The organism is Micromonospora sp. LOL_025 (assembly GCF_048060285.1).
Lineage (GTDB): Bacteria > Actinomycetota > Actinomycetes > Mycobacteriales > Micromonosporaceae > Micromonospora.
In genome coordinates, this window is sequence record NZ_JBHMIR010000003.1 from 142579 (window position 1) to 163186 (window position 20608).

Annotated in this window: 26 protein-coding genes and 1 pseudogene; 14 read left to right on the forward strand and 13 right to left on the reverse strand. The window is 71.9% G+C overall.

The window, feature by feature from the left end; all coding sequences use genetic code 11:
• Window positions 1–6 precede the first annotated feature (6 nt).
• The 3 genes from ACFHW0_RS05550 (at window position 7) to ACFHW0_RS05560 (ending at window position 2512) form a co-directional block, all read left to right on the forward strand.
• Window positions 7–774 (forward strand): Type 1 glutamine amidotransferase-like domain-containing protein, encoded by a 768-nt coding sequence (locus ACFHW0_RS05550; RefSeq protein WP_416605886.1) that lies wholly within the window; start codon window positions 7–9, stop codon window positions 772–774.
• 139 nt (window positions 775–913) lie between these two features.
• Window positions 914–1999, forward strand: a complete 1086-nt coding sequence (gene ychF, locus ACFHW0_RS05555; RefSeq protein WP_121400143.1) for a redox-regulated ATPase YchF — start codon at window positions 914–916, stop codon at window positions 1997–1999.
• 144 nt (window positions 2000–2143) lie between these two features.
• Complete coding sequence (locus tag ACFHW0_RS05560) at window positions 2144–2512, forward strand: hypothetical protein (protein ID WP_416605888.1); 369 nt, start codon at window positions 2144–2146, stop codon at window positions 2510–2512.
• Between the two features lie 32 nt (window positions 2513–2544).
• Here the strand turns inward: ACFHW0_RS05560 and ACFHW0_RS05565 are convergent, their stop codons facing one another.
• The 5 genes from ACFHW0_RS05565 to ACFHW0_RS05585 all read right to left on the reverse strand — a co-directional run bounded on the left by ACFHW0_RS05565 (window position 2545) and on the right by ACFHW0_RS05585 (window position 4874).
• On the reverse strand, window positions 2545–3039 hold the full coding sequence (locus tag ACFHW0_RS05565) for a GNAT family N-acetyltransferase (protein ID WP_416605890.1): 495 nt from the start codon (window positions 3037–3039) through the stop codon (window positions 2545–2547).
• A gap of 142 nt (window positions 3040–3181) precedes the next feature.
• Entirely contained in the window at window positions 3182–3577 is a 396-nt protein-coding gene (locus ACFHW0_RS05570; protein WP_416605892.1) for a hypothetical protein, read from the reverse strand.
• 41 nt (window positions 3578–3618) lie between these two features.
• Window positions 3619–3954: a YnfA family protein gene (locus ACFHW0_RS05575; RefSeq protein WP_416605894.1), complete on the reverse strand. Its 336-nt coding sequence runs from the start codon at window positions 3952–3954 to the stop codon at window positions 3619–3621.
• Between the two features lie 30 nt (window positions 3955–3984).
• Window positions 3985–4248 (reverse strand): superoxide dismutase, encoded by a 264-nt coding sequence (locus ACFHW0_RS05580; RefSeq protein ID WP_416605895.1) that lies wholly within the window; start codon window positions 4246–4248, stop codon window positions 3985–3987.
• Window positions 4248–4874, reverse strand: coding sequence for a superoxide dismutase (locus ACFHW0_RS05585; RefSeq protein WP_416605897.1), 627 nt, complete (start codon window positions 4872–4874; stop codon window positions 4248–4250). The genes ACFHW0_RS05580 and ACFHW0_RS05585 overlap by 1 nt, the downstream gene beginning before the upstream one ends.
• Before the next feature lie 418 nt (window positions 4875–5292).
• On the opposite strand from ACFHW0_RS05585, the gene ACFHW0_RS05590 reads away from it, so the two are divergent.
• From ACFHW0_RS05590 to ACFHW0_RS05610, 5 genes and pseudogenes are all read left to right on the forward strand, one after another.
• Entirely contained in the window at window positions 5293–5754 is a 462-nt protein-coding gene (locus tag ACFHW0_RS05590; protein ID WP_416605899.1) for a hypothetical protein, read from the forward strand.
• Window positions 5755–5809: 55 nt separating this feature from the next.
• A pseudogene (locus ACFHW0_RS05595) lies at window positions 5810–6193 on the forward strand (DUF3995 domain-containing protein); the annotation flags it as partial.
• A 118-nt stretch (window positions 6194–6311) separates the two neighbouring features.
• Window positions 6312–6725 (forward strand): cupin domain-containing protein, encoded by a 414-nt coding sequence (locus ACFHW0_RS05600; protein WP_416605900.1) that lies wholly within the window; start codon window positions 6312–6314, stop codon window positions 6723–6725.
• Window positions 6726–7083: 358 nt separating this feature from the next.
• The gene (locus ACFHW0_RS05605; RefSeq protein ID WP_416605901.1) at window positions 7084–7419 is read left to right on the forward strand and encodes a YciI family protein; all 336 of its coding nucleotides are present in this window, start codon (window positions 7084–7086) and stop codon (window positions 7417–7419) included.
• Window positions 7412–8641 carry an RNA polymerase sigma factor gene (locus ACFHW0_RS05610; RefSeq protein ID WP_416605902.1) on the forward strand — a complete coding sequence of 410 codons (1230 nt, stop codon included), beginning with the start codon at window positions 7412–7414 and terminating at the stop codon, window positions 8639–8641. The genes ACFHW0_RS05605 and ACFHW0_RS05610 overlap by 8 nt, the downstream gene beginning before the upstream one ends.
• Here ACFHW0_RS05610 and ACFHW0_RS05615 read toward each other — a convergent pair.
• A complete protein-coding gene (locus tag ACFHW0_RS05615) occupies window positions 8634–8996 on the reverse strand; it encodes a PH domain-containing protein (protein ID WP_121399755.1) in 363 nt (120 codons plus the stop codon). The two genes, ACFHW0_RS05610 and ACFHW0_RS05615, sit on opposite strands and share 8 nt — an antisense overlap.
• 115 nt (window positions 8997–9111) lie before the next feature.
• Window positions 9112–9996: a LysR family transcriptional regulator gene (locus tag ACFHW0_RS05620; protein WP_416605904.1), complete on the reverse strand. Its 885-nt coding sequence runs from the start codon at window positions 9994–9996 to the stop codon at window positions 9112–9114.
• A gap of 86 nt (window positions 9997–10082) precedes the next feature.
• Here ACFHW0_RS05620 and ACFHW0_RS05625 point away from each other — a divergent pair, with 86 nt between their 5' ends.
• Window positions 10083–10445: a DUF1801 domain-containing protein gene (locus ACFHW0_RS05625; protein WP_416605906.1), complete on the forward strand. Its 363-nt coding sequence runs from the start codon at window positions 10083–10085 to the stop codon at window positions 10443–10445.
• Window positions 10442–10834, forward strand: coding sequence for a VOC family protein (locus ACFHW0_RS05630; protein WP_416605908.1), 393 nt, complete (start codon window positions 10442–10444; stop codon window positions 10832–10834). The genes ACFHW0_RS05625 and ACFHW0_RS05630 overlap by 4 nt, the downstream gene beginning before the upstream one ends.
• 118 nt (window positions 10835–10952) lie before the next feature.
• On the opposite strand, the gene ACFHW0_RS05635 is transcribed toward ACFHW0_RS05630, so the two are convergent.
• Together ACFHW0_RS05635 and ACFHW0_RS05640 are read right to left on the reverse strand one after the other, a co-directional pair.
• Window positions 10953–11276, reverse strand: coding sequence for a hypothetical protein (locus tag ACFHW0_RS05635; RefSeq protein ID WP_416605909.1), 324 nt, complete (start codon window positions 11274–11276; stop codon window positions 10953–10955).
• A gap of 183 nt (window positions 11277–11459) precedes the next feature.
• Window positions 11460–11765, reverse strand: coding sequence for a pterin dehydratase (locus tag ACFHW0_RS05640; protein WP_366639537.1), 306 nt, complete (start codon window positions 11763–11765; stop codon window positions 11460–11462).
• Between the two features lie 183 nt (window positions 11766–11948).
• On the opposite strand from ACFHW0_RS05640, the gene ACFHW0_RS05645 reads away from it, so the two are divergent.
• Entirely contained in the window at window positions 11949–12386 is a 438-nt protein-coding gene (locus ACFHW0_RS05645; RefSeq protein WP_416605910.1) for a (deoxy)nucleoside triphosphate pyrophosphohydrolase, read from the forward strand.
• A 76-nt stretch (window positions 12387–12462) separates the two neighbouring features.
• Here the strand turns inward: ACFHW0_RS05645 and ACFHW0_RS05650 are convergent, their stop codons facing one another.
• From ACFHW0_RS05650 to ACFHW0_RS05665, 4 genes are all read right to left on the reverse strand, one after another.
• Window positions 12463–13560 carry a succinate dehydrogenase/fumarate reductase iron-sulfur subunit gene (locus ACFHW0_RS05650; protein ID WP_416605911.1) on the reverse strand — a complete coding sequence of 366 codons (1098 nt, stop codon included), beginning with the start codon at window positions 13558–13560 and terminating at the stop codon, window positions 12463–12465.
• Between the two features lie 4 nt (window positions 13561–13564).
• The gene (locus tag ACFHW0_RS05655; protein WP_416605913.1) at window positions 13565–15493 is read right to left on the reverse strand and encodes a fumarate reductase/succinate dehydrogenase flavoprotein subunit; all 1929 of its coding nucleotides are present in this window, start codon (window positions 15491–15493) and stop codon (window positions 13565–13567) included.
• Window positions 15494–15505: 12 nt separating this feature from the next.
• A complete protein-coding gene (locus ACFHW0_RS05660) occupies window positions 15506–16312 on the reverse strand; it encodes a hypothetical protein (RefSeq protein ID WP_416605914.1) in 807 nt (268 codons plus the stop codon).
• A 304-nt stretch (window positions 16313–16616) separates the two neighbouring features.
• The gene (locus ACFHW0_RS05665; protein WP_416605915.1) at window positions 16617–17165 is read right to left on the reverse strand and encodes a Uma2 family endonuclease; all 549 of its coding nucleotides are present in this window, start codon (window positions 17163–17165) and stop codon (window positions 16617–16619) included.
• Window positions 17166–17439: 274 nt separating this feature from the next.
• Here ACFHW0_RS05665 and ACFHW0_RS05670 point away from each other — a divergent pair, with 274 nt between their 5' ends.
• The 3 genes from ACFHW0_RS05670 to ACFHW0_RS05680 are packed head-to-tail and all read left to right on the forward strand — an operon-like array spanning window position 17440 to window position 20596.
• The gene (locus ACFHW0_RS05670) at window positions 17440–18495 is read left to right on the forward strand and encodes an ABC transporter ATP-binding protein (protein ID WP_416606144.1); all 1056 of its coding nucleotides are present in this window, start codon (window positions 17440–17442) and stop codon (window positions 18493–18495) included.
• Complete coding sequence (locus ACFHW0_RS05675) at window positions 18492–19598, forward strand: ABC transporter ATP-binding protein (protein ID WP_416605916.1); 1107 nt, start codon at window positions 18492–18494, stop codon at window positions 19596–19598. Before ACFHW0_RS05670 ends, ACFHW0_RS05675 begins: the two co-directional genes overlap by 4 nt.
• The gene (locus ACFHW0_RS05680) at window positions 19595–20596 is read left to right on the forward strand and encodes an ABC transporter permease (RefSeq protein ID WP_416605918.1); all 1002 of its coding nucleotides are present in this window, start codon (window positions 19595–19597) and stop codon (window positions 20594–20596) included. Before ACFHW0_RS05675 ends, ACFHW0_RS05680 begins: the two co-directional genes overlap by 4 nt.
• Window positions 20597–20608: the final 12 nt, after the last annotated feature.

Consider the following 20608-nt stretch of genomic DNA (forward strand, 5'->3'; position numbering starts at 1 on the left):
GGCAGGATGGGCACCGCCGACCCCGACGGAAGGACGACCGTGCCCGCCAGCGAACCGACCATCCTCGCCACCAGCATGGGCATCTACGCGCCGCGCCACGAGGGCGGGCCCCGACGGGTCAACCCCGTCTTCGACCTCGCCGCCGAGCTGGCCGAGGCCGGACCGGAGCCGAGGATCTGCTTCCTCAACCAGGCCGAGGGGGACCAGCCGACCACGCTCGCCCGCGTCTACGAGGCGTTCGCCGGCAGCCGGTTCCGGATGACGCACCTGGCGCTGTTCCCGATGCCGAACGTCGACGACGTCCGCGCCCACCTGCTCGCCCAGGACGTGATCTGGGTCGGGGGCGGCAGCGTCGCCAACCTCTGCGCGGTCTGGCGGGTGCACGGCCTCGGCGAGATCCTGCGCGAGTGCTGGGAGGCCGGGGTGGTGCTCGGCGGCGTCTCCGCCGGCTCGATCTGCTGGCACGCCGGCGGGGCCACCGACAGCTTCGGCACCACCCTGCGCGGCTTCACCGACGGGCTGGGCTGGCTGCCCTACGGCAACGGCGTGCACTACGACAGCGAGGAGCAGCGCCGGCCGCTGATGCACCGGCTGGTCGGCGACGGCACACTGCCGACCGCCCACTGCACCGACGACGGCACCGGGCTGCTCTACCGGGGCACCCGCCTGGTCGAGGCGGTCGCCGACCGCGAGGGCCCCTCGGCGTACGAGGTCAGCCGCGCCGAGGACGGCACGGTGCGGGAGACCCCTATCCCGCCGCGCCTGCTCGGCTGACCCGAGCCGAACCCCCGGCCGATCCTGGTACGGTCGCGCCCCTCCGACGGCCGCTCCGTACCAAGATCCGGTATGCCCCGGCCCGGCGACGACGCACCGCGTGCCGGCGTGCGACAGCACCGGCGTAAGCTGGCTCGTCGTGAGTCTCACCATCGGCATCGTCGGCCTGCCCAACGTCGGCAAGAGCACCCTGTTCAACGCGCTGACCAAGAACGACGTGCTCGCGGCGAACTACCCGTTCGCCACCATCGAGCCCAACGTCGGCGTCGTCGGGCTGCCGGACGAGCGGCTGCACACGCTCGCCGAGATCTTCAGCTCGCAGAAGGTGCTGCCCGCCCCGGTGTCGTTCGTCGACATCGCCGGCCTGGTGCGCGGCGCCTCCAAGGGGCAGGGCCGGGGCAACGCGTTCCTGGCGAACATCCGCGACGCCTCTGCGATCTGCCAGGTCGTCCGGGCCTTCTCCGACCCGAACGTGGTGCACGTCGACGGCAAGGTCTCCCCGGCCGACGACATCGAGACGATCAACACCGAGCTGATCCTCGCCGACCTCCAGACCCTGGAGAAGGCGCTGCCCCGGCTGGAGAAGGAGGCCAAGCTCCGCAAGGACCGGGCCGCCGCCGTCACCGCCGCCAAGCAGGCCGTGGAGCTGCTCGACACCGGCGTCACCCTCTACGCGGGCGCCAAGGACGCGGGCATCGAGCTGGAACACCTGCGCGAGCTGCACCTGCTCACCACCAAGCCCTTCCTGTACGTCTTCAACGTCGACGAGGCCGAGCTGGGCAACGCCGAGTTCCTCGACGAGCTGCGCGCCCTGGTGGCGCCGGCCGAGGCGGTCTTCATGGACGCCAAGATCGAGTCCGAGCTGGTGGACCTGCCCGACGAGGAGGCCCGCGAGCTGCTGGAGTCGATCGGGCAGAACGAGCCGGGCCTGGACCAGCTCGTCCGCGTCGGGTTCCGCACGCTCGGGCTCCAGACGTACCTCACCGCCGGCCCCAAGGAGGCGCGCGCCTGGACCATTCCGGTCGGCGCGACCGCGCCGGAGGCCGCGGGGGTCATCCACTCCGACTTCCAGCGCGGCTTCATCAAGGCCGAGGTGGTCTCCTTCGGCGACCTGGTCGCGGCCGGATCGATGGCGGCGGCCAAGGCCGCCGGCAAGGTCCGCATCGAGGGCAAGGAGTACGTCATGCAGGACGGCGACGTCGTGGAGTTCCGCTTCAACGTGTAGTGACGTTCCGCTTCAACGTCCTGACCCGCAACGTCGTCCAGGATGACCGTCACTACCCATGACTCACCCGTACCAGGTGCCCCAACCGCCGAAGCGGCGCACGCTGCGCACCGTGTTGATCGTCGTCGGCGTGGTCGTCGTGCTGTGCTGCGGCGGCGCCGGCATCGGCGTTTCTTCCTGTACAAGGGGGTCAAGGGCGCGACGGACCCGGCGCGGCAGGCCGCCGAGTCGTTCGTGAGCCACCTGGAGGCCGGCGATCCGGACGCGGCGTACGAGCTGTTGTGCGGCGACACGCGCGGCGGGTACACGAGGGAGGCGTTCGCTCGGGGCGTCGCCCAGCAGCCGAGGATCCACAGTCACAAGGTCAACGGCGTCAACGTGTCGAGCGTCAACGGCCGCACGTCGGCGACGGTGAACATGGCCCTGACGCTGGGCAGCGGCTTCACCGACCAGCACACGTTCATGCTGGTGAAGGAGGACGGGGCCTGGAAGGTGTGTGGCCAGCCGTACTGAGCCCCGGCGCACCGGGCAGCCGGGCACCGCCGCTAGCCGACGAGGCTCTTGGTCAGGATGTGCTCGCGGCGCACGCCGTCGGGCATGAGGTCACCCAGCTCACCCGTGTCCTGGAAGCCGTGCCGCTGGTAGAGCGCCCAGGCGTTCCTGTTGCCCGCCGCCACGGCCAGCCGCAGCGTCTCCGAGCCCACCTGCCGCGCCCACTGCTCGATCGCCCGCACGAGGTGGTCGCCCACGCCCCGGCCACGTCCCGCCGGCGCCACGTACATCGAGATCAGCTCGACGACGCCGTCCTGTCCGGTCGGCACCCCGCTGGCCATCCCGACGGGCTGCCCGTCGAGCGTCACCAGGATGTTGCGGGAGCCGGGGATGGCCAGCCGGGCGCGCCAGCGTTCCTCGCGGTCGCCGTCGCCCTGCCAGTCGGCCAACTGGGAGCCGAACGCGTACGCCGCCTCCGTCAGCGCGGCGAGGCGCAGTTCCCGCCACGTCCTCCAATCGTCCTCGCCGAGGACATGCGTCTCGATCACGCGATCGAGGCTGCCGCAGGCATGGGGAGCACGCAACCCGGTATCCGGCGACCTGCCGCGGCGACGAGAACCTGCCGGCCGACGAGGACGGTCGACTGCCGTACGGCTGGCGTCCCCGTCGCGCGACCGGCTCGGGTGGCCCCTACCAGTCGCGCCATTCGTCGGTGAGTTCGTGGCGCCCGACGCCGCGCCGGGAGGTGAGCGCCTCGACGTCCTGGCCCGCGCCCGTCAGCACGGCGTCGATGTGCTCGCACAGGTCCTCGCGTTCCCCCGTCTCGATCCTGCCGTGCTCGTCGTTGACGGTGTTGAGGGCGGTGACCACCCGCTCCACCGCGGCGAGGACCTCCTCGTCGGTCGGCGAGGAGAGCGAGCGAACGTCCGCCTCGTAGGCGTCGAGAACGGCGTCGACGGCGGTGACGAAGGGCTCGGGCCAGAGGCGGAGGGCGTACGCGGCGTCCTCGGTGAGGCTGCCCGCCGTGATCGCGGCCCTCTGCTCCCGCACGCTGCGGCCCCACTTCTCGGTGGGTCTTGTGATCATGGCGCGCAGCCTAGTGGCGGTGTCCGACACCGCCGCGTGGTTCAGCCGCTGCGGGGGGCGTACATGATGACGGCGACCCCGACCAGGCAGAGGGCCGCGCCGACGAGGTCGTAGCGGTCGGGGCGGAACTTGTCGACGACCATGCCCCACGCGAGGGAGCCGGCGACGAAGACGCCGCCGTAGGCGGCCAGGATGCGGCCGAAGTTCGGGTCGGGCTGGAAGGTGGCGACGAAGCCGTAGAGCCCGAGGGCGATGACCCCGGCCGCCACCCACAGCAGCCCCCGGTTCTCGCGCCAGCCCTGCCACACGAGCCAGGCCCCGCCGATCTCGGCGAGCGCGGCGAGCAGGAACAGCAGGATGGAGCGGGCCACTGTCATGGGGTCGAAGGTAGCCGGAGCCTCACCTGGTCACCGGGCGGGCGGCCCGCCGCCGACGGCCGCGATGTGCAGGGCAAGTTCCTGCGCGACGTCCTCCATGCTCTGGCCGGTCCGGGTCCCCACGAGGCTGAGTGCCAGTTCGGCCAGGAACATGAAGCCGCGGCTGCGGGCGGCCTCGTCGGGGAACATGGCGAGCAGCCGTTCCGCGCCGTCGAGGTCACCGCGGCATCTGGCGGCGATGACCCCGGCGGCGCGTTGTGCAGCGATGAGGGCCGACCCCGGGTCGGCCGCCATCAGGGCGCCACGGTGAGCGGGTTGCCGGCGGCGCGCGCGGCGTCGAAGCGCCTGGCGACGTCGGCCCAGTCGACCAGGTCCCAGAGGTGGTCGACGTAGTCCGGACGCACGTTCTTGTACTGAAGGTAGTAGGCGTGTTCCCAGGCGTCGAAGACCAGGATCGGCGTCGAGCCGTGGCCGACGTTGCCGTGGTGGTCGTAGACCTGTTCGACGATGAGGCGCTGCGCCAGCGGCTCCCACGCCAGGACGCCCCATCCGGAGCCCTGCACGCTCTTCGTGGCGGCGGAGAGCTGCCCGGCGAAGCCGTCGAACGAGCCGAAGTGCTCGCCGATGGCGGCGGCCAGCTCGCCGTCCGGGCGGTCGCCGCCATCGGGGGAGAGGTTGTTCCAGAAGATCGAGTGCAGGACGTGCCCGGAGAGGTTGAAGGCCAGGGTCTTCTCCAGGCCGACCAGCGCCGAGTAGTCGCCCTTGTCGCGGGCCTCGGCGAGCTGGTCGAGGGCGTCGTTGCTGCCCTTGACGTACGCGGCGTGGTGCTTGCTGTGGTGCAGCTCCAGGATCTGACCGCTCATCGCGGGTTCGAGCGCCCCGTAGTCGTAGGGCATGTCGGGGAGCTTGTAGACGGCCATGGGGACCCTTCCGCGAGTGGATGCTGTTCCGGGTCAGTATGCCTTATTGCAAAGTTGTGGCAACTGCGGAATATTGGCAACTGGAGCGGATCGCACGGGATTCCTCCACGGCCGACACCGTCGGCGGGGCGCGCCTCCACGCCGCGATGATCACCGGTGGAGGCGCGCCCTCACGTGCTGTCGGCGGCCCCCGCCATCACCAGGACGGCCAGACCGGTCGACCCGGCCACCGTCCGCCCGCCGCTGTCGCCGCCCGGTCGGCGAGGCCGCCGGCGTCGACGTGTGCCGCGCGGAGAGCCGCGTGACGTCGCGTACCGCGTCGCGGAAGAACCGGTCCACCGCGCTCCCTCCCACGGGGGAGGCGCTCCCCTCGCGCTCGGGAGTCGGCGCCCGGCCCGCCGGACCTAGCGTCGGGACCATGGACGCTTCTCCTGGTGCGCGGCGATGGCCGGCCTACGCGGTGGCGGTGCTCTTCCTCGCGTACGCCGTGGGCAAGGCCGCCTTCGCCCTCGAATCCCGGCTCGGTTTCCCGGGCGGCCCGGTCGTCCCGGCCGCCGAGCACGAACGCTACGCCCGCGACGTGATGGGCGTGGCGACCGCGCAGTGGTCGGCGACCGCGTCGGGGGTGGCGGGCGCCTGCCTGGCCCTCGCCACGGTCACGGCGCCGGGGCGTCGGGTGCCGAGGCCCCTGATGCTGCTGGCGCTGGCGGGCATGCTGCTGGCCGTCGGGGCCGGCGCGACGATCATGGTGGTGGACGGGTTCGTGGGCCTCGGCGTGGGCTGGCAGTGGTACCACGGGGTCCTCGGGCTCGTCATGCTCGGGCTGCTCGTGGCGATGATCCGGTCCTACGTGGTGGTGACGAGACGTGTCGCGGACTGACCGGGCGCGGGTCGGCGCGTACGGCGCGGCGGCGTGCGCGTCGGCCTACGGGGCGATGAAGCTCGCGCAGGCGCTGGGGGCCAACGCGCTGGCCGACAAGGACCCGCTCCCTCCGGAGCTGCGCGAACGACTGCTCGCCCGCGATCCGCTGTTCGTGGCGAGCCACTGGGTGCTGGCGGTCGCCGCAGTGGTCGGTGTCGTGGCGGCGCTGGCCACCCTGCGTCCCTGGCGGGCCGCCCTCCCGCGCCGGCTGCTGCTGGCGGTCACCTGGACGCTCGGCATCCTCATGATCGCCCGGTCGGTCGGAGCGCTGGGCCACGGCCTCGTCGGTGACGCGCTGCTGCTGACCGGCGTCCGGCCGCCTCCGGTCGGGCACGCCGCCCTGGCCCGCGACCTGGCGTGGTGGGACCTGTTGCTGTGGTCGCCGTTCTTCCTGCTCTGGGGGGGTGTGCTGGACGGCGGCGGGATGGCGGCTGGGCAGGCGGCACCGCTGACGCCGCCCGCGTGGTTGCGCGCGTCGCGGGCCGGTGGTGCCGGCCCGGGCCTACCATCGGGCGGTGCAGAAGGTACGCCTCCGCCGACTTCCGGTGACGTCACCGCCGATCCCGGCCGGCGGCGGTCGGATCCAGTCGCCGGCCGGCGAACTGGCCCAGATCGTCAACGGCGGCACCTACCGCTTCCTGGCGTACCTGGAGTTCCGGCCGGACGCCGCCCGGCCGCGCGGCAACCACTACCACGTCCACAAGACGGAGACGCTGTACGTGATCAGCGGGCGGCTCCGGGCGGTGTTCCGCGACCTGGACTCCGGCGAGCGGACCGAGCTGACGATCGAGGCGGGCGACGCGGTGACGGTGGAGCCGCGCTGCGCCCACGTCTACTTCGCGCTGGAGCACGCGCAGGCCGTCGAGTTGGCGGACACGCCGTACGACCCGGGCGACACCCACCCCTGCGACGTCCTCGGCGCCGGCTGACCGGGCCACCGTCGGCGGCCTACGATCTCGCCATGATCCCCGCGCCCCGGGGCGGTCACGGTCGCCGGCATCCACGTCGGCGGGCCGCTGCGCTGGCCGGCCGGCGAGCCCTGGCCCGTCGCCAGCCCGCCCTCCGCCGCCCCGCCAGGCGTCGTGGCTGACGGGTGGAACGCCACGGGTGTCAACGCCCGTCTGTGACACCCGTGGTGTTCCACCCGTGGGCGTAACGGGAGATGCTTCGACGGTCGACTGCGGGCACCCGCCGTCCCGCGAGATTCTGAGAACGCCGGTCCTACGTCGTCCGGAACCGGTCCGCCCGTTCGTCACCCTGGTGAGAACCCGACACCGAGGAGCGGCAATGAAGTACCTGATGTTCGTCTGCACCGACGGCGAGCCGGACACCGACCGGGCCGACTGGCCGGACGTCGAGGCGTGGGTCGCGGAGAACGACGCCCGGGGCCGGCGGCTGACGGGTGACGCCCTGGCGGAGACGACGGCGGCCACCACGGTCCGCGTCCGCAACGGGGAGTTGCTGCTCTCCGACGGTCCGTTCACCGAGACCAAGGAGGTGATCGTGGGCTTCGACCTGCTGGAGTGCGCCGACCTGGACGAGGCGATCGAGGTGGCGCGCGCCCACCCGATGGCCCGCCAGGGACGGCTCGAACTGCGCCCGATCGTCAGCCTGGATGGCTGACGGTCCCGCCGAGCGGCTCGCGGTGGCCGACGCCGTCGCCGCCGCGAGCACCGGGTCGTACGCCCGGATCGTCGCGACGCTGATCCGGGTGACCGGCGACTGGACCCTGGCCGAGGACTGCGCCCAGGAGGCGTCGGCGCTCGCGCTGACCCGGTGGCCGGTGGAGGGCGTGCCCGCCAACCCGGGCGGCTGGCTGATGACGGTGGCCCGCAACCGCGCGATCGACGTGCTCCGGCGCTCCTCGGTCGAGCGGCGCAAGCTGCGTGAGCTGGCCATGCTCACGCCGATCGAACCGGAACCGGGAGCGGCGGGGGAGGGCGAGATCGTGGACGACCGGCTGCGGCTCGTCTTCACCTGCTGCCACCCGGCCCTGGCGTTGGAGGCGCGGGTCGCCCTGACGCTGCGTACGGTCTGCGGGGTGCCGACCGCCGACATCGCGCGGGCCCTCCTGGTCACCGAGTCGACCATGGCCCGGCGGCTCACCCGGGCCAAGGCGAAGATCGCCGCCGCCGGCATCCCGTACCGCGTGCCGACCGGTCCGATGCTCGCGGAGCGGCTCCCCGGCGTCCTCGCCGTGCTGTACCTGCTCTTCACCCGGGGCTACGACGCCGACGGCGAGCCCGCCTTCGCCGACGAGGCGATCCGCCTGGCCCGCCTGCTCGACCGGCTGATGCCGGGCCAGCCCGAGGTGGCCGCCCTGCTGGCCCTCTTCCTGCTCCAGCACTCCCGGCGCGACGCCCGGCGCGACCGCGAGGGCAACCTGCTCACCCTCGACCGGCAGGACCGCGCCCGCTGGGACCACGCCGCGATCGCCGAGGGCGTCGGCATCCTCGCGCGGGTCCCGGCGGACGGCCCGTACGCCCTCCAGGCCCGGATCGCCGCGTGCCACGCCACCGCCGCGTCCGCCGGGGCCACCGACTGGGCCGCGATCGCCGGGGCGTACGACCGGCTCGTCCGGTGGCAGCCGTCGCCGGTGGTCGAGCTGAACCGCGCCGTCGCGCACGGTTACGCGCACGGGCCGGCGGCGGGGCTGGCGCTGCTGGCCGCCGCCCGAGCCGGCGGGGCGCTGGACGGCTACCCGCTCGCCGTGGCGGCCGAGGCCGAGCTGACCGCCCGGCAGGGCGACCGCGAGCGGGCCGCCGCGCTGTTCCGACGGGCCGCCGACGCCCACCGTGGGGCGGAACGCCGTGCCCTGCTGGACCGCGCCGACCAGCTCAGCTGATGTGGTGCAGGATCACGTTGTGCACGTGGTGGCTCTTGTCGGAGCCCCGGAACTCCACCTCGTAGGTGTGCGTGCCGACGTGGATCGCGATGGCCCCGGTGGAGAAGAACGAGCCGCCCCACGATTTGTTGCTGACCACGCTGACGCTGGTGATCTTCGAGTACGGGATGCTGGTGATGGCGTACCGCTTGCCGACGAACGAGCGGTCCTGGATGATGACGCGCCGGTCGGTCAGGCCGATGAAGCCGGTGCCGGTGCCGACGGCGTCGTAGACGGCGATGATCTGTTCTCCGTGGAGCAGGCCGCTCTGGATCTGCTGGAACTGCTCCTTGCGGTCGTACGTCGCGTTCGCCATACCCCCACGGTAGGCAGGGCACGCCAACCGGAGATCACTGCCGGCGGGCGAGGACGAGGAACTCGCCGTCGCCCCGGCCCACCGGCTCCCCGCCCCAGCCGCCGTGGATCCGGCGTCAGGCCGTGTTCGCGTCGGTCGCGGCCCGGACGAACTCGTGTATCCGGGCCGTGCCGTTGCTCTCCCGCCAGACCAGGCCCCGCCGGATCGGTGGCGCGTCGCGGATCGGCACGTACGCCACGTCGGGGCGCGGGTAGTAGCGGCGGGTGTGCTCGCCCACCGGCAGCACCCCGCGCCCCATCGCGACCAGCGTCAGCATCTCCGAGAACGTGTTGCTCGCCGGCCCCTTCGGCACCGGCCGCCCCGACGGGGTCCGCTCGGGCGTGCGGTCGCGCTTGAACTCCGCCGAGGTCACGGCCGGGTACTGCACCACCGGGTGGTCGCCGAGCGTCTCCAGGGAGACGGACTCCTCCCGGGTCAGCGGGTGCCCGGCGGCCACCGCGAGCAACCGCCGCTCCTGAAGCAGCGCCGGCCCGCAGGCCATCCCGTCGAAGGGGTACGCGGCCATCAGGACGTCGACGGAGCCGTCGAGCAGGCTCTGCCGGGAGTTGAAGAGCTGCACCTCCCGCACCTCGACCTGGCAGTCGGGGTGGCGTCGCGAGAACAGGGCGACGGCCTTGAGCAGCGTCGGGGCGGTCCACTCGCCGAGGAAGGCGACCCGCAGCCGCCCGGTCACGCCCCGCCCCGCCTCGACGGCCCGGCGTACGGCGTCGTCGGTGCCGGCGACCAGCGGCGCCAGGTCGTCGGCGAGCTGCCGCCCGATCGGGGTGAGCTGGACGACCCGGCTGGTACGGGCGAAGAGCGGGGCGCCGACGCGGCGTTCCAGCTTCCTGACCACCTGGCTGACCCGCCCGGTGGTCACCCGCAGGCGCTCCGCCGTCCGGCCGAAGTGCAGCTCCTCGGAGAGGGTCAGGAAGGTCTCCAGCTCGTGTCGTTCCAGCACGTCCCGCCCCATCGTTGAATCCGGCTCAACGATGGTAGTGCGATCGCGCCTTGGTCGGCGTCGCCGGCCGGCGGATCGTGAGGGGCATGGAAACGACGACAGTCACCGACTACCTGGCCGATCTCGACGCCCCGCTGCGGGAGATCGGCGAGAAGCTGCGCCCCGTCATCGAGGCGGCCCTGCCGGGCGCGGCCGGGGCGATGTGGCACGGACACCCGGTCTGGGGGCTCGGCGACCGGCCGGGTCGGCGTCCCGTCTGCCTCGTGAAGGCGTACGGCACGTACGTCACCTTCGGGCTGTGGCGCGGCGGCGAGGTCACCGACCCCTCGGGGCGGCTGGTCGCCGGCGCCCGGCGGATGGCCTCCGTCAAGCTGCGGACCCTCGCCGAAGTCGACCCCGCCCTGTTCACCGGCTGGCTGCGCCAGGCCCACGCCCTGGAGGCGAGGTGAGCGCGGTACGGGTCACGGGCTTCGACCACCTGGTGCTCAACGTGACCGATGTGGAGCGCGCGCTGGACTTCTACTGCGGACTGCTCGGCCTGGCCCCGGTGCGGGTCGACCAGTGGCGGGCCGGCGCCGTCCCGTTCCCCTCGGTGCGGGTCGACGCGGGGACCATCATCGACCTCGTCCGCCGGGACCGGGGCGAATCCAACGTCGACCACTTCTGCCTGGTGGTGGAGCCGCTGGACTGGGCGGAGGTCGTCGCGTCGGGCTCCTTCACGGTGATCGAGGGGCCGGTGGGTCGGTTCGGCGCGCGGGGCAGCGCCACCTCGCTCTACGTGCGCGACCCGGACGGCAACTCCGTGGAGCTGCGCTGGTACCCCCGGGACGCCGCCTGAGCGGCCGACGCCGCCGGAGCGCGTACCGGTCGGGCGGCCCGCTGGCCGGCCCGCGACGCGCGAAGCCCCGCCGACGCGTCGAGGGACGCGGGCGGCGGGGCTTCGCGCGCGGTGTGGATTACCGGTTGGTGCGCGGGTCGGCGTCGCGGCTGCGGCTGCCGGACTTCGCCAGGCCGCGGCTGACCAGGTAACCGATGGTCAGCAGCGTGATGTACCACCAGGCCTTGTCGGCCGCGAAGTAGTCTCCGCCGTTGTCGGCGGCGCCGTCACCGACGGCGTTCGAGGCGATCAGCACCCCGATCACGGAGAGCAGGTAGACGGCCAGTTCGGTGGTCTTCCACGACGGCTTGGTCTCGTCGCCGTGCCGGTGCGCGTGCCGGACGTCGTGGTCGACGTGGTGGCCGTCGTGGTCGGTCACTCGGTTCGCGGTGGGGGTGGTCATGTCAGCTCCCGAAGAATGCGTTATCAGGTGTTCAGTCCGTTGCGGGGCCCGTTGTCTGCTCCCGCGTCGGATTGGTACCCGCGCACCTTTCAGGGAAACCTCAGACTTCCCAGCCGCTTCTCAGCCGGCCTCGGCCGCGCCGTCCCGGCCGGAGCGAGACGCCGGGGCCGGGTGGAACGGGGGTCAGGGCTGGGTGACCGCGCGGTAGGCGTCCTCGATGCGGGCGGCCAGCAGGACCTCCCCCTCGGTCAGCGGCGCGTTGCCGTGCCCCACCCGGATCTGGGTCTGGTCGGCCCGGCGGCTGATCTCCGGACGCAGGTGCAGCGCGTCGGCGACCACCTTCACCCGCTCGGTGAGGGCGGCGTGCTGCGAGTCGTCGATGACGAGGGTGCGTCGGATCTGCTCACCCTCGCGGATCCAGCCGGTGAGGAGGGTGAGGGCGTCGCTGAGGTAGTCGTGCTTGGATCGACTGCTGAACAGCGCGCGCATCACCGCACCTCCCAGGCGCCGTTGCCGGCTTGTGGCCAAATCGTCGCCGTCCCGTGTCTTGTCGGTGCCTTCTAGTCTGTCCTCGCATGCTGGGTGTGTCCACGCCCACACTTCCGGGTTCTCCTGCCCTGACGGTCGGCCACGCTACCCAAACCGCCGATTGATCTGGCACGCTGGACGCCCGTGCGGACCGAACGGGCTAATGGCGGCGGGCAGGCCGAGAGACGGGACCTCAGGGTGATCGTCGGGGCGGCGATCATCAGGGACGGCCGGGTGCTCGCCTGCGCCCGTTCCGCCCCGCCCGAGGTGGCGGGCATGTGGGAGTTCCCCGGCGGCAAGGTGGAGCCGGGCGAGAGCGAGACCGCCGCGCTCGCCCGCGAGTGCGCCGAGGAGTTGGCCGTACGCGTGGAGGTCGGCGACCGCGTGGGCCGCAACGTCCGGATGGCCCACGGCCGCTCGGTGCTCAAGGTGTACGCGGCCCGCCTGCTGCACGGCGACCAGCCGCGGGCCCTCGAACACTCCGCGTTGCGCTGGCTCTCCGCCGACGAGTTGGACACCGTCACCTGGCTCCCGGCCGACGCACCCATCGTCGCGGCCCTCCGGCCCATCCTGGCCGCCTGAACGAAAGCGGACATCCGAGCCGAATGAGGACGGGGGCCGGCGGCATCAGCCGCGGCCCCCGTCCTCGTCAGCGCACTCAGTGCTTGTCCTGCTCCGGGTGGGCGAAGTTCAGGTGCTCCGGCGGCAGCGGGAAGGTCACGTCGTCGCCGAACGGCGACGGCGCCGCCGCCCGGTCGAACGTGAGCTCCGTCAGCGGCAGCTTGCCGTGGTCGTCGACGGCCGGCGCGGTCGGCCTCGGCACCTCGCGGTCCCAGTTGACGCCGCGCTGCGCCTGCGCCTCGGCCCGCGGGTCGTGGGAGCCGCCCGCGTGCGAGTGCACGCCCCCGTGCGCCGCGCTGCCGCGCACCGCACCGCTGACGTGTTCGCTGGTCACGCTGGTCTGAGGCACCTGACCCCTCCGGAAGATCTTGCTACCAAGCCACACAAGGGGATCGTACCTGCGGTCGACGACCCGCTCCTTCATGGGGATGATCCCGTTGTCCGTGATCTTGATGTGCTCGGGGCAGACCTCCGTGCAGCACTTGGTGATGTTGCAGAATCCGAGGCCCTGCTCGGCCTGCGCGTACTCCTTGCGGTCGCTCTTCGCGTCCAGCGGGTGCATGTCCAGCTCGGCCGCCCGGATGAAGTACCGCGGCCCGGAGAACGCCTGCTTGTTCTCGTCGTGGTCGCGGATGACGTGGCAGACGTTCTGGCACAGGAAGCACTCGATGCACTTGCGGAACTCCTGCGAGCGCTCCACGTCGACCTGCTGCATCCGGTACTCGCCGGGCGCCAGGTCGGCCGGCGGCGCGAACGCCGGCGTCTCCCGCGCCTTCTCGTAGTTGAACGAGACGTCGGTGACCAGGTCCCGGATCACCGGGAAGGTGCGCAACGGGGTGACCGTGACCGTCTCGTCCTCCGTGAAGGTGGACATCCGGGTCATGCAGCTCAGCCGCGGCTTGCCGTTGATCTCCATCGAGCAGGAGCCGCACTTGCCGGCCTTGCAGTTCCAGCGGCAGGCCAGGTCGGGGGCGTCGGTCGCCTGGAGCCGGTGGATGACGTCGAGGACCACCTCGCCCTCGTTCACCTCCACCATGTAGTCCTGGAGGTCGCCGCCGTTCTCGTCGCCGCGCCAGATGCGGAACTGGCGCTTCGCGCCCGGCTTCCCGGGCCCCTGGGGGTTCTGGTTACCCATTGCGTCAGCGCTCCTTCTCGGTCTCGACGTCGGCGACCTGGGCGTCGAACTCGGCGAGTTCCTCGTCCGTGAGGTACTTGGCCAGCTCCGCGCGGTCGAAGAGGCCGATCAGCTCCGGGCGCATCCTCGGCAGCGGCTTGCGCTCCAGGCGCACCGTGTCGCCGTCGAGGGAGCAGACCAGGTTGACCCGACGCCACGCCGGGTCCATCGCGGGGTGGTCCTCCCGGGTGTGCCCGCCGCGCGACTCGCGCCGCTCCAGCGCCGCCTTCGCGGTGCACTCCGAGACCACCAGCATGTTGCGCAGGTCGAGCGCCAGGTGCCAGCCCGGGTTGTAGCGCCGGCCGCCGCTCGCGCTGACCTTCGCCACCCGCTCCCGCAGCTCCGCCAGCCTGCCCAGCGCGTCGACCAGCTCGCCCTCGCGGCGAATGATGCCGACCAGGTCGCCCATCACCGCCTGGAGGTCCTGCTGGAGGGTGTACGGGCTCTCCCCGGTGTCCCGCTGCAACGGGGCCAGGGCCGTCTCCACCGCGGCCTCCACGGCGGCGACGCCCACCTTCGGGCGCGCGGGGAGGCTGTCGGCGTACGTGGCGGCGTGGCCGCCCGCGCGCTTGCCGAACACCAGCAGGTCCGACAGGGAGTTGCCGCCGAGCCGGTTGGAGCCGTGCATGCCGCCGGACACCTCGCCCGCGGCGAAGAGCCCCCGCACGTGGCCGAACGCGGCCCCGCTGTCCGGGTCGACCTCGACGCCGCCCATCACGTAGTGACAGGTGGGCCCGACCTCCATCGGCTCCTTCGTGATGTCGACGTCGGCCAGCTCCTTGAACTGGTGGTACATCGACGGCAGCCGACGACGGATCTCCTCCGCCGGCTTGCGGGAGGCGATGTCCAGGTAGACGCCGCCCGCCGGCGTGCCCCGCCCGGCCTTGACCTCGCTGTTGATCGCCCGGGCCACCTCGTCGCGGGGCAGCAGCTCCGGCGGGCGCCGGTTGTTGTCCGGGTCGGTGTACCAGCGGTCCGCCTCCTCCTCGGTCTCCGCGTACTGCTTGCGGAAGACGTCGGGGACGTAGTCGAACATGAACCGCTTGCCGTCGGAGTTCTTCAGCACACCGCCGTCGCCGCGCACCGACTCGGTGACCAGGATGCCCTTCACCGACGGTGGCCAGACCATGCCGGTCGGGTGGAACTGGAGGAACTCCATGTTGATTAGAGTCGCGCCGGCCCGCAGCGCCAGCGCGTGCCCGTCGCCCGTGTACTCCCAGGAGTTCGAGGTGACCTTGTAGGAGCGGCCGACGCCGCCGGTCGCCAGCACCACCGCCGGCGCCTCGAACAGGACGAACTCGCCGGACTCCCGGTAGTAGCCGAACGCGCCGGCGATCCGGTCGCCGTCGAGCAGCAGCTCGGTGATCGTGGTCTCGGAGAAGACCTTGATCCGGGCGTCGTACGAGCCGTGGTCGCGCTTGTCCTCCTGCTGGAGCGACACGATCTTCTGCTGGAGGGTGCGGATCAGCTCCAGGCCGGTCCGGTCGCCGACGTGCGCCAGGCGGGGGTACTCGTGGCCACCGAAGTTGCGCTGCGAGATCTTCCCGTCCTTCGTGCGGTCGAAGAGCGCGCCGTACGTCTCCAGCTCCCAGATCCGCTGCGGCGACTCCTTGGCGTGCAGCTCGGCCATCCGGAAGTTGTTGAGGAACTTGCCGCCGCGCATCGTGTCGCGGAAGTGCACCTGCCAGTTGTCCCGGCTGTTCACGTTCCCCATCGCGGCGGCGGCGCCGCCCTCGGCCATCACCGTGTGCGCCTTGCCGAAGAGCGACTTGGAGATGATCGCGGTCTTCTTGCCGGCGAGGCGGGCCTCGATCGCGGCGCGCAGGCCGGCGCCGCCGGCCCCGATCACGACGACGTCGTAGTGGTGTCGTTCGATTCGCGTGGTGTTCGTCATGTCAGGGGCCCTCTAGTTGATGAACCGCAGGTCGTTGAACCAACCGGCCGCGACCGCCATGACGTAGAAGTCCGTCAGGGCCAGCGTGCCGAGGGTGATCCAGGCGAGCTGCATGTGCCGGACGTTCAGGGCCGAGACGAAGGTCCAGGCCCGGTAGCGCACCGGGTGCTTGGAGAAGTGCTTGAGCCGCCCGCCGATGATGTGCCGGCACGAGTGGCAGGAGATCGTGTACGCCCACAGCATCACCACGTTGCCGAGCAGGATGATGTTGCCCAGCCCGAAGCCGAAGCCCTTGGGGGAGTGGAACGCCAGGATCGCGTCCCAGGTGTTGATCAGCGAGATGATCGCGGCGGCGTAGAAGAAGTAGCGGTGCAGGTTCTGCCCGAGCAGCGGGAACCGGGTCTCGCCGCTGTAGGACTGGTGCCCGTCCGGCACCGCGCAGGCGGGCGGCGACAGCCAGAACGACCGGTAGTACGCCTTGCGGTAGTAGTAGCAGGTGAGCCGGAACAGCAGCAGGAACGGCAGCGTCAGCGCCGCGTCCGGGATGATCCACCAGCCGGGCAGGAACCGCCCGAAGTGCGCGGCCTCCGGCAGGCACCGGTCGGTCACGCAGGGCGAGTAGAACGGGGTCAGGTAGTGGTAGTCCTCGACCCAGTAGAAGTCATGCATGAAGACCCGGACCGTCGCGTACGCCACCCACGCGCTGAGCCCGATCACGGTGATCAGCGGGGCGAGCCACCAGCGGTCGGTTCGCAACGTCTTCGCCGCGATGGCGGCGCGCGCCCGCGCTCCCCGCGGCCTCGTTGCCGTTGATGTCATTCGAGTCGTCTCCCTGACAGGACCCTCACGGGCGGATCAAGTTCCGGTCGGCACGCGGACCGGCGAACCCGCACCCGCCTGCCACGTCATGCGCACACCAACGACCGCGCCGGCGATACGGCGCAGCTAAGTGACACACGTTACGCCGATCTTCGCGAGCCGTCCGCGCAAGGCAGTGTCCCGTGTGTCCCGGCCGGTGGAAAGCCCTGAACGATGATCGATGTCCGGATGTTAAGAACCTCACCGGGGGCCTGTCCGGCGTACCGGAGCGGCTCATCCGAAAGCGTCCCGCGGCGGTGGTCCGTCAGGCGAGCAGGTCCGCCGGCCGGATCGTGGCCCGGACCGGCTCGGTCAGCTCCAGCGTCTCGCCGGCCTTGGTCACCGACCGCTCGACGTAGTGGGCGCCCCGCCGCCGGTAGACGTGCACGGTCAGCGTCTCCTGCTCCACCAGGAGATAGCACTCGATGCCGGCCGCCGCGTAGTAGTGCATCTTGAGCACCTTGTCGGTGGCCGCGTTGCCCGGCGAGATGATCTCGCAGACGAGCTTCACGTCGGCCGCCTCGATCCAGGGGACGTCGAGGTCGATCGGCGCCGTGACGACGAGGTCCGGGATGGGGATGCGCCCCGGCCGGAGCCGGACGTTCACCGCTTCCAGGACGCGCAGGCCGGCTTCCCGCGCCGGTCCTCGCAAGGCGGCCCGCAGCTCACCGGAGATGTTCTGGTGGCGGGGCGTAGGGGCTGGGGTCACGTGAAGGCTCCCGTCGAAGAGTTCGACGCGCTGCTGCGTCTCGCCGAGGGCGAGGTACTCCTCTTCGCTCCACGGGCCGTCGTGGCCGAACACCGCCGCGGTCATCGTCACCTCCACCTCGTGCCGGGGGACATCCTTGCGGGACTGCCGCGCCCATCGTCGCACCCGCTGTCCGGGCGCGGGAGGTCAACACCGGTGAATGCCGAGGTGAGGGCTGTTCACGCCCGTTGCAGAGTCGTTACGCTGTGGCCCGCTGACAGCTCCGGTTATGTAGCTTATTTTCACCCTCAGTGCTTTCCTGTAAGTTCTCTTCGTCACTGAGGGAGGGGTCGTGGACAGGCCGGAGTCGGCGCCGTCCGGGAGACCGGGCCGCCCCAGCGTGCCGGAGCAGCGCTCCGGCCAGGACCCCTACCTGCGGGTGAGCGACCTGCGGGTCCGGTTCGACACCGAGGACGGCGTGGTGCGCGCGGTCAACGGGGTGTCGTTCGAGGTGGCGCGGGGGCGCACGCTCGGCATCGTCGGTGAGTCCGGCTCGGGCAAGAGCGTCACCTCGCTGGCCATCCTCGGGCTGCACGGCGCCAAGCGGACCACCATCACCGGCGAGATCTCCGTCGGCGGCCGCCAGCTGGTCGGCCTGCCGGACGAGGAGGTACGCCGGCTGCGCGGCCGGGACATGGCGATGATCTTCCAGGATCCGCTGTCCGCGCTGCACCCGTACTACACGGTCGGCCGGCAGATCACCGAGGCGTACCGGGTGCACCACCCGAAGGCCGGCAAGCGCGAGGCCCGCAAGCGCGCGGTGGACATGCTGGGCCGGGTCGGCATCCCGCAGCCGGCCCGCCGCTTCGACCAGTATCCGCACGAGTTCTCCGGGGGCATGCGGCAGCGGGCGATGATCGCCATGGCGCTGGTCAACGACCCGGACCTGCTGATCGCCGACGAGCCGACCACCGCCCTGGACGTGACGGTGCAGGCGCAGATCCTCGACCTGCTGGCCGACCTCCAGGCCGAGTTCCACTCCGCGATCATCCTGATCACCCACGACCTGGGCGTGGTCAGCCAGGTCGCGGACGAGGTGCTGGTCATGTACGGCGGGCGGGCCGTCGAGCACGGCGGCGTCGAGCAGGTGCTCCGCCGGCCGCAGCACCCGTACACCTGGGGTCTGCTCTCCAGCGTGCCCTCGCTGCACGGCGACGCCGACGCGGACCTGATGCCGATCAGGGGCAACCCGCCGAGCCTGATCAACCTGCCGTCCGGCTGCGCCTTCCACCCGCGCTGCCGCTACGCCGACCGCAACGGCGACCGGTCCCGCACCGAGGTCCCGGAGCTGCGCCCGGCGGGCGCGCCCGGCCACCTGGTGGCCTGCCACCTCTCCGCCGACGACCGGACCCGGCTGTACGCGGAGGACATCGCACACGTGGGGGTGGCCCGATGAGTGCCCAGGCCGACACCGCGCCGGTGCGACCGGCCGAGACCGCTGAGCCGCTGCTGCGGGTGCGTGGGCTCGCCAAGCACTTCCCGGTGCGCAACGGCCTGCGGCGCACCGGCCTGGTCCGGGCCGTGGACGGGCTGGACTTCGACGTGCGGCCGGGCGAGACGCTCGGCCTGGTGGGCGAGTCCGGTTGCGGCAAGACGACCACCGGGCGGATGCTGGTGCGCCTGCTGGAGCCCACGGCGGGCAGCATCGAGTTCGCCGGGCGGGACATCACCCACGCGGGCCGCCGCGAGCTGCGGGCGCTGCGGCAGGACCTCCAGATCATCTTCCAGGACCCGTACGCGTCGCTGAACCCCCGGCACACCGTGGGCCGGATCGTGGCGATGCCGTTGCAGGTCAACGGGATCGACCCGCCGGGCGGGGTGAAGAATCGGGTCCAGGAGCTGCTGGAGCTGGTCGGGCTGAACCCGGAGCACTACAACCGCTACCCGCACGAGTTCTCCGGCGGCCAGCGGCAGCGCATCGGCATCGCCCGCGCGCTCGCCCTGCAACCCAAGCTGATCGTCGCCGACGAGCCGGTCTCCGCCCTGGACGTGTCGATCCAGGCGCAGGTGGTCAACCTGCTGCGCGACCTGCAACGCGACCTCGGCCTGGCGTTCGTCTTCATCGCGCACGACCTGGCCGTGGTGCGGCACTTCTGCCAGCGGGTCGCCGTCATGTACCTGGGCAAGGTCGTCGAGATCGGCGACCGGGACGACATCTACGAACGCCCGCAGCACCCGTACACCCGGGCCCTGCTCTCGGCCATCCCCGACGTCACCCAGCTCGGCGCGGCGGGCCGGATCCGGCTCTCCGGGGACGTCCCGACGCCGCTGGACCCGCCGTCGGGTTGCCGCTTCCGCACCCGGTGCTGGAAGGCGCAGGAGCGGTGCGCCACCGAGGAGCCGGCGCTGGTGCCGCGCGGCGGCGACCAGGCCACCGCCTGCCACTTCCCCGAGACGGGGCCGGTCGGCGCCGCCACGGGACCGGCCGGTGACGACGCGCGGCCGGCGGACCCCGGGACGGCCGGGGTCGGCACGACCGCCGAGGAGGTGTCGAAGTGAGCCTGTCCCCGGTCGAGGGCACGGCGCTGGCCGAGATCGAATCCGGCGGCGACGCCGGCGAGCAGAAGACGCTGGTCGGCCGCTCGCCGGGCCAGCTCGTCCGCAGCCGGCTGCGCAGCGACCGCACCGCGCTGGTGAGCGGCGTGGTGCTGGTCTTCTTCGTGCTGCTGGCGGTGGGCGCGCCCCTGGTCCAGCGGCTCTACGGGGTGACGCCGAACGAGCAGTTCGGCGAGCTGCTGGACAGCACCGGGATGCCGCTCGGATACGTCGGCGGGGTCAGCGGCGACCACTGGTTCGGCCTGGAGCCCGGCCTGGGCCGGGACATCTTCATGCGGATGATCTACGGCATCCGCACCTCGCTGCTGATCGCGCTCGGCGCGGCCCTGATCACCACCACGATCGGCGTGGTCCTCGGGATCCTCGCCGGCTACCTCGGCGGGGTGGTGGACGCGGTGATCAGCTGGATCACCGACGTGGCGCTGGCGATGCCGTTCCTGATCTTCGCGCTGGCCGTGGTGCCGACGTTCTCGCTGCGCTTCTACGGCCCACGCGACGAGGTGCCGACCTGGTTCGCGGTCACCACGCTGATCGTGGTCTTCACCGCGTTCGGCTGGACCAGCACGGCCCGGCTGGTCCGGGGGCAGGTGGTGTCGCTGCGCGAACGCGAGTTCGTGGAGGCGGCCAAGGCCAGCGGCGCGGGGCTGGGGCACATGCTCTTCCGGCAGCTGCTGCCGAACATCTGGGCCCCGATCCTGGTGTCGTTCTCGCTGCTGGTGCCGTCGTACGTGACCAGCGAGGCGGCGCTGTCCTTCCTCGGCGTCGGGCTGCCCGAGTCGGTGCCCAGCTTCGGCCGGATGATCTACCGGAGCATCGACTACCTCCAGACCGACCCGGCCTACGTCTTCTTCCCCGGCATCACGATCTTCGCGCTCGTGCTGGCGTTCAACCTCTTCGGCGACGCGTTGCGTGACGCGCTCGACCCGAAGTCGTCTCGGTAAGGGGTACTGCGC

Coding starts and splice junctions, on each gene's coding strand:
- ACFHW0_RS05550 (WP_416605886.1), top strand. CDS start 7: ATGGGCACCGCCGACCCCGACGGAAGGACGACCGTGCCCGCCAGCGAA.
- ACFHW0_RS05570 (WP_416605892.1), bottom strand. CDS start 3,577: ATGATCACAAGACCCACCGAGAAGTGGGGCCGCAGCGTGCGGGAGCAG.
- ACFHW0_RS05575 (WP_416605894.1), bottom strand. CDS start 3,954: ATGACAGTGGCCCGCTCCATCCTGCTGTTCCTGCTCGCCGCGCTCGCC.
- ACFHW0_RS05580 (WP_416605895.1), bottom strand. CDS start 4,248: ATGGCGGCCGACCCGGGGTCGGCCCTCATCGCTGCACAACGCGCCGCC.
- ACFHW0_RS05585 (WP_416605897.1), bottom strand. CDS start 4,874: ATGGCCGTCTACAAGCTCCCCGACATGCCCTACGACTACGGGGCGCTC.
- ACFHW0_RS05590 (WP_416605899.1), top strand. CDS start 5,293: ATGGACGCTTCTCCTGGTGCGCGGCGATGGCCGGCCTACGCGGTGGCG.
- ACFHW0_RS05605 (WP_416605901.1), top strand. CDS start 7,084: ATGAAGTACCTGATGTTCGTCTGCACCGACGGCGAGCCGGACACCGAC.
- ACFHW0_RS05610 (WP_416605902.1), top strand. CDS start 7,412: ATGGCTGACGGTCCCGCCGAGCGGCTCGCGGTGGCCGACGCCGTCGCC.
- ACFHW0_RS05615 (WP_121399755.1), bottom strand. CDS start 8,996: ATGGCGAACGCGACGTACGACCGCAAGGAGCAGTTCCAGCAGATCCAG.
- ACFHW0_RS05625 (WP_416605906.1), top strand. CDS start 10,083: ATGGAAACGACGACAGTCACCGACTACCTGGCCGATCTCGACGCCCCG.
- ACFHW0_RS05635 (WP_416605909.1), bottom strand. CDS start 11,276: ATGACCACCCCCACCGCGAACCGAGTGACCGACCACGACGGCCACCAC.
- ACFHW0_RS05640 (WP_366639537.1), bottom strand. CDS start 11,765: ATGCGCGCGCTGTTCAGCAGTCGATCCAAGCACGACTACCTCAGCGAC.
- ACFHW0_RS05650 (WP_416605911.1), bottom strand. CDS start 13,560: ATGGGTAACCAGAACCCCCAGGGGCCCGGGAAGCCGGGCGCGAAGCGC.
- ACFHW0_RS05655 (WP_416605913.1), bottom strand. CDS start 15,493: ATGACGAACACCACGCGAATCGAACGACACCACTACGACGTCGTCGTG.
- ACFHW0_RS05660 (WP_416605914.1), bottom strand. CDS start 16,312: ATGACATCAACGGCAACGAGGCCGCGGGGAGCGCGGGCGCGCGCCGCC.
- ACFHW0_RS05665 (WP_416605915.1), bottom strand. CDS start 17,165: ATGACCGCGGCGGTGTTCGGCCACGACGGCCCGTGGAGCGAAGAGGAG.
- ACFHW0_RS05675 (WP_416605916.1), top strand. CDS start 18,492: ATGAGTGCCCAGGCCGACACCGCGCCGGTGCGACCGGCCGAGACCGCT.